14 protein-coding genes are annotated in these 11,316 nt (G+C 68.3%); 9 read left to right on the top strand and 5 right to left on the bottom strand.

Translation table 11 applies throughout. The features are described 5' to 3' along the window. Positions 1-11 precede the first annotated feature (11 nt). From BJ958_RS04405 to BJ958_RS04385, 5 genes are read left to right on the top strand one after another with little or no spacing between them, the layout of a single operon-like run. A complete protein-coding gene (locus BJ958_RS04405) occupies positions 12-305 on the top strand; it encodes a putative quinol monooxygenase (protein WP_179725719.1) in 294 nt (97 codons plus the stop codon). A 20-nt stretch (positions 306-325) separates the two neighbouring features. Further along, positions 326-1,024: a phosphoglycerate mutase family protein gene (locus BJ958_RS04400; RefSeq protein WP_179725718.1), complete on the top strand. Its 699-nt coding sequence runs from the start codon at positions 326-328 to the stop codon at positions 1,022-1,024. Between the two features lie 35 nt (positions 1,025-1,059). Further along, the gene (locus tag BJ958_RS04395; RefSeq protein ID WP_179725717.1) at positions 1,060-1,758 is read left to right on the top strand and encodes an SRPBCC family protein; all 699 of its coding nucleotides are present in this window, start codon (positions 1,060-1,062) and stop codon (positions 1,756-1,758) included. Continuing rightward, positions 1,748-3,133 (top strand): aldehyde dehydrogenase family protein, encoded by a 1,386-nt coding sequence (locus BJ958_RS04390; protein WP_179725716.1) that lies wholly within the window; start codon positions 1,748-1,750, stop codon positions 3,131-3,133. Before BJ958_RS04395 ends, BJ958_RS04390 begins: the two co-directional genes overlap by 11 nt. 35 nt (positions 3,134-3,168) lie before the next feature. Next, a complete protein-coding gene (locus BJ958_RS04385) occupies positions 3,169-4,032 on the top strand; it encodes an MBL fold metallo-hydrolase (protein WP_179725715.1) in 864 nt (287 codons plus the stop codon). A gap of 739 nt (positions 4,033-4,771) precedes the next feature. Here the strand turns inward: BJ958_RS04385 and BJ958_RS04380 are convergent. Continuing rightward, on the bottom strand, positions 4,772-5,272 hold the full coding sequence (locus BJ958_RS04380; RefSeq protein ID WP_179725714.1) for a DUF5994 family protein: 501 nt from the start codon (positions 5,270-5,272) through the stop codon (positions 4,772-4,774). Then, positions 5,269-6,291, bottom strand: coding sequence for a fatty acid desaturase family protein (locus BJ958_RS04375; protein ID WP_343052560.1), 1,023 nt, complete (start codon positions 6,289-6,291; stop codon positions 5,269-5,271). The genes BJ958_RS04380 and BJ958_RS04375 overlap by 4 nt, the downstream gene beginning before the upstream one ends. A gap of 127 nt (positions 6,292-6,418) precedes the next feature. Here BJ958_RS04375 and BJ958_RS04370 point away from each other — a divergent pair, with 127 nt between their 5' ends. Then, positions 6,419-7,147 carry an ANTAR domain-containing protein gene (locus BJ958_RS04370; protein WP_179725712.1) on the top strand — a complete coding sequence of 243 codons (729 nt, stop codon included), beginning with the start codon at positions 6,419-6,421 and terminating at the stop codon, positions 7,145-7,147. A 50-nt stretch (positions 7,148-7,197) separates the two neighbouring features. After that, positions 7,198-7,920 (top strand): GAF and ANTAR domain-containing protein, encoded by a 723-nt coding sequence (locus BJ958_RS04365; protein WP_179725711.1) that lies wholly within the window; start codon positions 7,198-7,200, stop codon positions 7,918-7,920. 152 nt (positions 7,921-8,072) lie between these two features. On the opposite strand, the gene BJ958_RS04360 is transcribed toward BJ958_RS04365, so the two are convergent. Further along, positions 8,073-8,258 carry a hypothetical protein gene (locus tag BJ958_RS04360; protein WP_179725710.1) on the bottom strand — a complete coding sequence of 62 codons (186 nt, stop codon included), beginning with the start codon at positions 8,256-8,258 and terminating at the stop codon, positions 8,073-8,075. Positions 8,259-8,321: 63 nt separating this feature from the next. After that, positions 8,322-8,855, bottom strand: coding sequence for a DUF5994 family protein (locus tag BJ958_RS04355; protein WP_179725709.1), 534 nt, complete (start codon positions 8,853-8,855; stop codon positions 8,322-8,324). A 483-nt stretch (positions 8,856-9,338) separates the two neighbouring features. Between BJ958_RS04355 and BJ958_RS28945 the strand changes: the two genes are divergently transcribed. After that, positions 9,339-10,031 carry a LuxR C-terminal-related transcriptional regulator gene (locus tag BJ958_RS28945; RefSeq protein ID WP_179725708.1) on the top strand — a complete coding sequence of 231 codons (693 nt, stop codon included), beginning with the start codon at positions 9,339-9,341 and terminating at the stop codon, positions 10,029-10,031. A 148-nt stretch (positions 10,032-10,179) separates the two neighbouring features. Further along, the gene (locus BJ958_RS04345) at positions 10,180-10,542 is read left to right on the top strand and encodes a lipopolysaccharide assembly protein LapA domain-containing protein (RefSeq protein WP_218865598.1); all 363 of its coding nucleotides are present in this window, start codon (positions 10,180-10,182) and stop codon (positions 10,540-10,542) included. A 66-nt stretch (positions 10,543-10,608) separates the two neighbouring features. On the opposite strand, the gene BJ958_RS04340 is transcribed toward BJ958_RS04345, so the two are convergent. Further along, positions 10,609-11,142 (bottom strand): DUF5994 family protein, encoded by a 534-nt coding sequence (locus tag BJ958_RS04340; protein ID WP_246319004.1) that lies wholly within the window; start codon positions 11,140-11,142, stop codon positions 10,609-10,611. Positions 11,143-11,316 lie beyond the last annotated feature (174 nt).

Below are 11,316 nucleotides of genomic sequence, written 5' to 3'. Positions count from 1 at the left end.
AGAGGAACACCATGGCATTCGTCGTCGCCGCAACCTGGACGGCCAAGGAAGGCGAGGAGAAGCGCGTCGAGGACGTCATCAAGGAGATGACTCCGCCGTCCCGGGCCGAGGAGGGCAACCTCTTCTACCAGGCCCAGGTCAACCCCGAGGAGCCACGCGTCTTCTTCCTCTACGAGCAGTACGTCGACGAGGCGGCCTACGAAGCCCACAAGGCCACCCCGCACTTCCAGGAGAAGGTCTTCGGCTACATCCTGGAGTACCTCGAGGAGCGGGCCGTCAAGACCTACACCACCATCGACGTCTGAGAACGCCCAGCGTCATGAGCATGTCCTCGAACAAGACGGTGACCCGAGCCGCGCGGCTGGTCCTCCTGCGCCACGGGGAGGTCGCCTCCCACCGCGGAGACGTCCCCGTGACCGAGCCCGGCCTGACCCACGCGGAGCGCACCGGCAAGGTGCTGGGCGGGATCGACGGCCGGTTCACCGTCTTGTTCGGCGGGACCCGCCGAACCCGCGAGACCGCCGAGGCTCTCTGCCGCGGCATCGGCGACCAGGACCGCACCGGCGAGCCCGTCGAGAGCTTCGCGCTGCGCAATCCCGACCTCTACCTCGCCGGCACACGCGTCAACATGGTCAGTTCCCACGCTGCGCTGGCGGAGCAGATCCCGGGGATGACCGAGACCGAGGCCGAGGCCAGCGAGTGGTGGTCCACCTTCATCTCGCACACCGACCGCATCGGCTGGTGGCTGCGCGACGCCAACCCTCCCGGCGACACCGCACACGACGTCGCGACCCGCCTGCTCCGGTTCGCCGCGAGCCTGACCGATCCCGGACCGATGAGCTCGACCACCGTCATCGGAGTCACCCACTCGCCGGTGCTGCGCGCCGTGCTCCACCACGCCACCGGCGCCGACTCCGGTGAACCCGCCTACGTCACCGGAGTCCAGATCACGCTCACCGGATCCGACACGCCCCGGATCCAGGCCTTCGACCCCCTCGCTGACCTGCCCGGCGACCGCACCTGACCGCCCCGCGAACCCACGAGCCAAGAGAGGCACCCATGGAGCTCGTCCACGACTTCACCGTCCCCGTCCCCGCCGACCAGGCCTTCGACCTGCTCGTCGACGTCCAGCGCATCGCGCCCTGCATGCCCGGAGCGGTGATCACCTCCGTCGACGGCGACAGCTTCGAAGGCGGGATGAAGATCAAGCTCGGCCCGATCTCCATGACCTTCCGCGGCGACGGCGAGCTGATCGAGAAGGACCCCGAAGCCCGACGAGCGGTGATCCGCGCGCAGGGCCGTGACGCCAAGGGCAACGGCGGCGCCCAGGCCACCGTGACCGCCGCACTCACCGAGCAGGGCGGAACGACCGGTGTGCACGTGGTCACCGACCTCAACGTCACCGGCAAGGCCGCCCAGTTCGGCGGCGGCGTCATGAAGGACGTCAGCAACCGGATGCTGGCCCAGTTCGCCGACAACCTGTCCCAGATGATCAGCGCCGGCGCCACCGCCACGCCCACCCCGGCCATCACGCCCGCAGCGAGCAGTCACGCGACCGCGGGCCCGACCACCGCCGCGGCCACGGCGCCGGCCTTCACCCCCAACGACGACGGCCTCGACGCCATGGGCCTGCTTCTGGGCTCGGACGCGGTCAAGAACGTGGCCCGTCCCGCCCTTGTCGGCCTCGCCGGCCTGGTCATCGGCTACCTGTACGGCAAGAACCGAGTTCTGGAGAGGACGGTGCGTCGTGGCTGCTGACCCGATCACCACGATCAACCCCGCCACCGGAGAGCCCCTCGCCTCCTATGACCCCATGACGCCCGAGGTGATCGACGACATCCTCGAGCGCACCGCGAGCGCGCAGGTGCAGTGGGCCGCCGTGCCGATCGAGCAACGGGCCGTCATCCTCCGGGGCACCGCCTCGCTGTTGCGGGCCCGCGCCGACGAACTCGCGGCGCTGGCCACCGCCGAGATGGGCAAGCCGATCACCGAGGCGCTCGCCGAGGTCGAGAAGTGCGCCTGGGTGTGCGAGTACTACGCGGACACCTCGCCTGTGGTGCTCGCCGACCGCGAGGTCGTGGCCTCCGGCACCCGCAGCTGGGTGACCCACGAGCCCTTGGGCGTGGTGCTGGCGATCATGCCGTGGAACTTCCCGTTCTGGCAGGTGTTCCGGTTCGCCGCCCCCACCCTCATGGCCGGCAACAGCGCGCTCCTCAAGCACTCCCCCAACGTCACCGGCACCGCGCTGGCGATCGAGCAGGTCCTGCGCGACGCGGGCCTGCCCGCCGACGCGTTCCGCACGCTGGTCGTGGCCGAGCCCGACGTCCCGAAGACCGTCGACCGGATCATCAGCGATGACCGCGTCGCCGCCGTGACGCTCACGGGAAGCAACCGGGCCGGCTCCGCCGTCGCGGCGAGCGCGGGCCGGGCAGCCAAGAAGAGCCTGCTGGAACTGGGCGGGTCCGATCCGTTCGTCGTCCTCGAAGACGCCCACCTGGACACCGTTGTGCCCAAGGCCGTCGCCGGACGCTTCCTCAACACCGGCCAGTCGTGCCTGTGCGCGAAGCGCTTCATCGTGCACGATTCCCTCGTCGACGAATTCGCACGCCGCTTCGCCGACGCCGTCGCCGAGCTCGAGATCGGCGACCCCGCCTCTGAGTCCACGCGGATCGGCCCCATGGCCCGCGCCGACCTCGCCGAGCAGCTCGCCCGGCAAGTGGAGGACTCCGTCGCGCTCGGCGCGAAGGTGCTCACCGGCGGCCACCACCTGGACAATGGGCCAGCCTGGTACGCCCCCACCGTCCTGAGTGCCGTCAGCCTCGACATGCCGGTCATGGCCGAGGAGACGTTCGGCCCTGCGGCCGCAGTGATCGGATTCGGCACCGACGACGAAGCCGTCGAGCTCGCCAACGCCACGCCGTACGGTCTGGGGGCGAGCGTGTGGTCGGCCGACACCGCACGCGCGCTCGCGGTGGGACGGCGGATCGCCTCCGGCGCGCTGTTCATCAACGCCACCACCGCCTCCGACCCCCGGCTGCCGTTCGGCGGCGTCAAGCAGTCCGGCTACGGCCGCGAGCTCGGCGAGGCCGGCGCGGTGGAGTTCACCAACGTCCGAACCGTCCTCATCGGCTGAGCGCACACACGGCCACCAGAAGGAGCGAACAACTCATGCAGAAGGTCACCAGCAACGTCTGGACCGACACCACCCTCCGGGGCTGCAACCCCAGCATGGTCCTCACCAGCGACGGCGTCGTCGTCATCGACACCCCGCAGCTGCCGACCAAGGCAGTCGCCATGCGCCAGGAGGCGGAGTCCCACGGCGACATCCGCTACGTCATCAACACCGAGCACCATGTCGACCACATCTTCGGCAACTACTACTTCCGCGGCACCGGCGAGATCGTCCACCACCAGGGCGTGGCCGACAACTTCATGGAGGTCACCCCCTCACTGGACTCCTTCGACTACGCCCACGAGGCGGTGCCCACCGACGACCCCGACGGCGAGGCGATCTTCCCCGACCGCGAGACCTACTTCGCCGACCCCGGGCGAGCGACCATCACCTTCACCGGCGACCTCACGCTCACTGTCGGCGACCACACCTTCGAACTGCTCCACACTCCGGGCCACACCCCCGGCCAGATCGCCGTGCACGTCCCCGAGGAACGGGTCGTCTTCACCGGGGACACGATCTTCTCCGAGTGCCAGACCTGGCTCATGGGCTCCAACGTCACCGAGTGGTTGACCGCCCTGGACCGCATCGCCGCGCTCGACGTCGACTGGGTCGTGCCCGGCCACGGCGAGGTGGTCACCAAGCCCTACCTCGCGCGCCAACGGGCCAACCTCCTGGAGTGGGTACAGGCCGTGAGCGACGCCGTCGCCCAGGGATGGACCCGCGAGGAGACGATCCAGCGGGTGAACTTCGCCGATCGGTACCCCGTCGACGTCGGCCAGGGCTACATGATGAACCACATCCAGACCCTCAACGCCGGCTCGCTCTGGGACAAGCTCACGCAGGCCCGACCCGCCTGAGAGCCCACCAGCGCCCCGAACCCGGTCCAGGATGCACGTCCGAAGCCAGGCACTGAGCATGTCGGAGTGCGTACCGCCTGCACCCCGCGAGGCCTCGTAGAACGAGTTTCCGCAGGTCAGCGGACCGAAGCACGCACTACTACGACATTTAGGTCGTAAATTGATCGAATTACCCATATTCGATCAACGATGGCCCCGGACTCCCCGGGGCCATCGTCATCTCGAGGAGCAGGTCACCGAGACGGCGCCGACTGGCCCCCCGTCGCTCCGGCTGCCCTGTTCGCCGCGGCCACGACGAGCGGTGTCGCGTCCTCACGGCCACCTGGGGTGGGCCGCGAAACCGAGATCACCGAGACCCGCATCGATGGCGGCACTCAGGTTGTCGAGCGCCGCGGAGGAGACCCGTGGAGCCCGGGACGAGGAACATCCCGACGAGCCCTGCGTTCACGACGCTCGCGATCCTGACGTCCTGGGACACCCAGACCGACGTGGGAATGAGCAGGGCGAGGGTCCCCGCCGTGCCGGCCCACGCTGCCTCCGCCCGGAGTACAGGACAGCGGCCTGCTGGGTGCCGATCTGCTCGGGATAGCTGAGGAGACGCGGCGCGTATGCGCCGGCAAGCTCGTCCACCGGGCCGGGTTCGGGCGTGTTCGCCCGGAGGGGGTAGCTCGTGCCGCGTTCGAGTCGGCGCCAAGGACGACCTTGCGTCAGTCCTCGCCTCGGCGCACCCACGCCCCGGTCAAGTCGCTTGAGGGCGGGTGCCGCCCTCGTTCTCCCATGTCGCTTCCTCAGACTCCGCTCCCCTATTGGAGGGACCGGCGCTCGCGGCGACGAGCAGGTCGGCGGCCGAGAGGATGTTGCGTTCGTCGGTGGCCGCGTCCATCAGGGTCCGTGCGGTCGCGGTGTGCGTGCTGCTGGGGATCGCGAGCAGTTCGAGTCGCTCGCGCGAGGAAAGAATGACGGTCACCAGGTGGGTGTCGTCCTCGGGGAACGAGCCGACCTTGACGAAACCGCGCTGAGCCTTGATCCGGCGGGTGGACGGTCGGTCGGGCTCGGCGTCCCAGTCGGGCCGGGAGAACAGCAGGCGCGCCGGGCGGCCGATGTTGCTCGGGAAGTTGTCGATCAGGTCGGCGCACTCGACCTGGAGGTCGCGCGACTGAGGCCACCAGGCCCCGTCGAGACGCCGGGTCGAGCTGGGGTTGAGCGAGATCCTCAGCGGAACTCGGTCGGTGGTGGTCATGGGGTTGCCTTCTCTCGTGGTGCTGACGCTCCAGGTGCGGCCAGTCCAACCTGGTGGAGGTGCCCCAGCGCCAGCCGGTACGACGCGAGCAGGGTCGTCTCGGCATAGGGGATCCCTCGCGCCTGGCAGTGCTGACGCACGACCGGCCGGGCGAGCCTGAGGTTGGGGCGCGGCATGCTAGGAAACAGGTGATGCTCGATCTGGAGGTTGAGCCCACCGAGTGCCAGGTCGACGAAGGGGCCGCCACGGATGTTGCGCGAACAGATCACCTGGCGCAGCAGCGGGTCCGCGGCTTCCTCCGCCGTGGGCACCGGCATTCCCTTGTGAGACGGGGCGAACGAGCAGCCGAGGTAGACGCCGAGCACCGCCTGGTGGACGACCACGAACACGATCGCCTGGAGCCAGGTCAGGGCGCTGACCACGAGCGCCAGGTAGAGCACAAGGTGGCCGAACAGCAACAGGCCCTCGGCCGATCGGTGCGCTATGCCGGGGCGCAGCAGCGCGCGTACGCCCTCGGCCCGCAGGTTGAACCCCTCGAGCGTGAGCAACGGGAAGAACAGGGCGGCCTGGTGCCGGGTCATCCAGGCTGGCCCACCGCGGCGTTCGCCCGCCTGGTCCGCGCCGAAGACGAACACGCCGGCGGCGACGTCCGGATCGGACTCCAGGTCGTTGGGGTGCGCATGGTGCGCGTCGTGCTTGGCAGTCCACCATCCGTAGCTGAGGCCGTTGAGGAGGTTGCCGAATGTCAGGCAAAGCGCCGTCGTGAGCCGGCGGCCGCGGACGATCTGGCGATGGGCGGCATCGTGGGAGAGGAAGGCGATCTGTGCCGAGACGACACCGAACGCGGGCGCGAGCAGGAGAGCCCACCACGAGTCGCGCAGCAGGAAGAGGACCAGCACCAGGACGGCGAGCGCCGCCAGGGCGAGGGCGCCGAGTCGGGCGTAGAAGGCAGGTCTAGGGTGGAGGAGTCCCCGTCGCCGGATCTCCCGCACCAACTCGCCGTAGTCGCTGCGGAGCACCGCGCCTCGAGGATCACTGGTCGACATGACTACTCCCGGATGTCGCAGATCGCGCCGCCGGGGTCCGAGGTGGCCTTATTAGTCGAGGCTACCCCTGCATTCCTAAGGGCAGAGGGGTGAGCACGACGTGACGACGACGACGCAGATCCTCGCGGCCATCAGAGCGCGGCACCGCGACGGAAAGCCATTGACCGACGAGCTGTGCATCGACTGCGCACAGTCACTCAGGCTGGCCGGTGTGGGGATGACTCTCATGAACGCGGCCGGTCATCAGGCGGTCATTGGTACGTCGGGCGCCGTCGCCTCCCGTCTTGAGGAGATCCAGTTCGATCTTGGCGAGGGGCCGAGCGTCGACGCCTCGCGCTACGACCGCACGGTCGGCAGCGACGACCTCGGTGACGGAGTGCTGCTGCGCTGGCCGGCTTTCGCCCCGGCCGCGCTGGCTGCTGGGATCAGCGCCGTCACCGCGGTCCCGCTCAGCGTCGGCGGGGTCCGGCTCGGCAGCCTGAGCATGTACCGCTCCACCCCCGGCCGACTCGACGTACAGCAGCAGACGGCCGCACAGGCCTACGGGGGCGCTGCCGTCGTCGTGCTCCTCCATCTGCAGGACCGGATCCCGTCCGTCGATCTCACCCGCGACGCCCTGCACCCCGACCTCGGTGCTCCGGTGGCCCACCGCGCCGAGATCCACCAAGCGACGGGCTTCCTCTCCGTCAAAGCCTCGGTCGGCATGACCGAGGCACTGCTTCTCCTGCGCGCCCACGCCTTCGCCGCAGACCGCTCACTGCTCGACGTTGCCCGCGACGTCCTCGCGGGACGGCTGCGCATCCACCCAGAGGAGAGCGAAGATGATTGACACAGACACGGCCCGCCAGGCCCTGGTCCGCGACAGTGGAGGCGAAGACCATGACAAGTGAGCAAAGGCTGGCGCAGGTCTTCGTCGAGCTCGCCGACACCCTCGTCGACGAGTTCGACACGCTTGACTTCCTCTCCACCCTGACCGAGCGGAGCGTCGAGTTGCTCAATGCCGATGCCGCCGGCGTGATCCTGGCCGACGCTCGCGGCGTCCTGCACGTGGTCGCCTCCACGAGCGACCGGGCCCAGCTCCTCGAGCTCCTCGAACTGCAAAACGACGAGGGCCCGTGCCTCGACTGCCTCCAGAGCGCGCGTCCGGTCGTCAACGTGGGCGGCGGCGAGTCCCGGGAGCGGTGGCCGCGGTTCAGCACAGCCCTCGCCGAGGTCGGCTTCGCGTCAGCCCACGCGATCCCCCTGCGCCTACGCGACTCCGTGGTCGGTGCGATGAACCTGTTCTGCGCGGGCGACTCCCACCTGAGCGAGGACGACGTCGCCATGGGCCAAGCGCTCGCCGACATCGCGACCATCGGGCTCCTCCAGGAGCGCGCCGTCCGCCAGTCCGGGCTGATCGCCGAGCAACTCCAGACCGCACTCGACAACAGGGTCCTGATCGAGCAGGCCAAGGGAGTGCTCATGGCAAGCGCCGAGATCGACGTCGACCAAGCATTCCGGTTGATGCGCGACTACAGCCGCCGCAAGAACCACCCGGTCAAGGACGTCGCCCGCCAGGTCGTGACCCGCACCTTGAGCGTGGAGCACCTACGCCGCTCCTGACGCGGCGCGAACCTGATCCAAACAGCCACCATCTGAGACAGCTCATCGGTGGCAGCTCGTCAAAGCGGTTCTCTCCGCCCGCAACGTCGCGGCTCATCACCGCATCCAGTGTCTACACCGGATCACCACGCCCGGCACCGATCGATCACACCTCACGCGTACTGCCCAGTCGAGCTCCTCGTCTCCTCGGCCGCCGTGTCGAGGACGACGGCCGCCGCGACCCGGGCCCACGACACCACCAGTGTTGCTTCGTTGTCCGAGCCAGGATCGAGGACCTTCAGCACTCCGGTCGTCTCGTTGCCGACCTGGGAGATCTGCGACCGGACGTCGTCCTCCATGCCCGCGGCGATCCTCCACCGCTGGGTCCAGCCGCTCCCGTAAAGCATCAGATAGGACACGGGCTACCTTCCCAACCGGAATGACGGCGCCACGGCGTGAGGCCCCCACCATGTCGTGCCGTTGTCGGTCCACCGATCAGCAGGATCGACATCGGGATGTTCTGTGACAAGGTCAAGAATGTCCGCAGCGCAATGCTTGTTTCCGTGCGTCGACGCGGCCAGCAGAGCTTCCGCGCCCTGGTCATCGGTGAAGTCGGGCGGGACCACGAGCAGGTAGAACACGGCTCGCTCTGCTGTCTTGAGCCTCACGACGTGATCGTCGGCTTGGGGAAGCCAACCCACCTTCACATAGCCATCGGCGACAGCGACACGCGTCGGTGCCACGGCCCAATCCGGGCGCGACACCGAGACCCACCCCACCTTGCCGAACCGCGCCGGGAAGTGGTCGACCAGATCGGCCAACTCGACCACCAGGTCGTGGCTACGAGGCCACCATCCGCCATCCACACGGTCTCGTCCGGGGTGCTCCACCATCCGGAGTCGCAACGAACCACGCGCGGGCGAGGAAGCATGGACGGGATTGTTCGACGTCGTCATGACGTCCGCCTCTCGGGCTGCTCCACGCCGGTAGGGTCCGGAACTGGGCAGTCACCACCACTCTACGCCTGACTGACCAACCGCGCGGTCGAGCGGACAGAGCCCAGACTGGCAGGCCGCGCCTCCTGCTGCTCGGGAGTGCCCGTCGGGTAGATACTTCTCACCGTCCCTGATCGCGATGGCACGACCCAGTTCCGCACCCGCCGGACAGACCCTGCCTTGAACCCGACGCTCCGCGAGCTCCTAGCGCACCGTGAACTGAGGTGATATGAAGGTCGATACAGACCCGCCTGGACCCCGCGAGTTTCTTCGTGTTGGAACGCCAGGGGGAATCACATGTCGGAGCTGTCGGAGCTGTCGGAGCCAACGCCGACGACAACTGGTCGATCCCCACAACAACCAGAACGCGTTCCGCCCCCTCACGCACTGCGACACGGCGCGACGACCGCGGAGGCAGTGCGGCACGGCCACAACCGGCGACCTGTGCGGATCACCGTCATCGACCATCACCTTCTCTTCGCTGACTCTCTCGCGATGGCACTGGACCCCGAGGGCTTCATCGTCACGGTGATCGACCCTGGTGAGCAGCACGCGTCGCTGGCCACCGTGCTGGCCGCCGCACTACGTGGCGCTGGACGGCTCGTACTACTCGAGCATCGCCTGGGGCCGGTGGGCGACGGACTCCGACTCGTCGCCCCACTGTCTGCATCCGGGGCGACAGTGGTGCTCCTGACCGACACCACCGACCGGGCCCGATGGGGGGCTGCGATACACCTAGGCGCCAAGGACGTCCTGCACAAGACGTGCTCGCTGAAGGAGCTGGTGGACACCGCCCGACGAGTCCGTGACGGTCTGCCCCTGATGAGCCGAGAACAGCGCGCCACCTTGATCGAGATAGCACGCGCCGACCGGGACGAGTCGCGGGCCATACGAGCCCGACTGGACCGGCTGACCCGATGCGAGAAAGAGGTCCTCGGCGCACTGATGAACGGCGACCCGGTCCAAGACATCGCCCGCACGAACGTCGTCGCGGTCGCGACGGTGCGGACCCAGGTCAAGTCGATCCTTAGCAAACTCGAGCTGCAATCACAGATCGCAGCCGTCGGCGCCGCTCACCGGGCAGCCTGGCGCCCACCCAGCTCACCCCGGAACCCATCGCGGGGGTTGCCGGCATGACCACATGGCTATGGATCCTCGGAGCCCTCCTGTGGACCGCGATCATCGCCACCGCCTGGATCTCGATCGCCAGTGAACGAACCGGGCGACCCGAGCGAGCAGGTGACCTGGTGAACCGGATGAGGAAGCCCCTAGGACAGGACCGACCTTGACCACCGGACCCATGCCACCCAGCAGCGACCGGACCCCACCCACCGGGAACCCAACGCACCCCGAGCCCCGGCCGGCGGCCAGGCCACGACGGCCCCGCACCACCCGCCTCAGCGCTGCCTGGGTCGCCGTCGGCATCGCGCTCGTACTCCTCCTACTGCTGATCATCTTCATGCTCCAGAACTCGACGAACGTCGACGTTCGGTTCCTTGGCACCGACGGGCAGATCCCTCTCGGGCTCGCCATGCTGATCGCAGCCGTCGGCGGAGGCGCCGTAGTGGCTGTCGTCGGGATCGGTCGCATCACCCAGCTGCGTCTCAAGCTCCGCCGAAACAGACGCGACGAGGTGGAGCGCGACTGAACGTGGCATTCGCAAGTCCTCCCGGCAAACGGCTACCGTGCCACCGGAGATCGGGACCTGCCGAGGCTAGGAGAGATCACGCTCCCCAGCGCCGCCGTCGTCTTCCCACACACCCACCTCGAAGGGCACAACGCCACCGAAGTGGCTACGCGCCGTCTCGAGGAGAACACTTGCCGAACTCACGTTCCGCTCGTCAGCGGCTCGACGCATCAGATCCTCAGCGACATCGATCTCCGTCCCGCTGGGAATCACGAGCAGATGAAGACGCTCCCCCGAGGACGTCACGACGATCAGCAGATGCGTATCGTCGGTGGGAAAGGCGCCAACTGCGACGGTGCCATGGCTCGCCGTGATCATGCGCTCCGAAGCACCCTCCGCGACGGCGTCCCAGTCCGGTCGGGAGAAGAGCAGTCGGGAAGGCAGACCTACCAAGCCGGGGAGGTGGTCGACCAAGTCAGCACACTCGACCTGGAGGTCTCGCGACTGAGGCCACCACGCGCCGTCGAGCGGACCCGAGGGAAACCCATTGTCGAGCAGGATCCGCAATGGAACCCTCGCAGTCGGCCGGAACGCCGGCTCGGATGGATCAGATGCAATCATCACGCCCTCCCGGTCCAGGGAGACACTGGCTATCCCGGCCAGGCCCCGAACTCCACCACGCTACTCCGGTCCATCCCGGATCGCACACGCGTGGACGATCTCCCACCTAACGTGATGTTGGTCGGTGGAATCATTGCGGCAGAACGAAGGCCTGGCGAGTCCCACCGGAGTTGA

It is taken from the genome of Nocardioides kongjuensis (genome assembly GCF_013409625.1).
GTDB lineage: Bacteria > Actinomycetota > Actinomycetes > Propionibacteriales > Nocardioidaceae > Nocardioides > Nocardioides kongjuensis.
The sequence above is the reverse complement of the archived record's forward strand: the minus strand, read 5'-3'. Positions and strand labels throughout refer to the sequence as shown.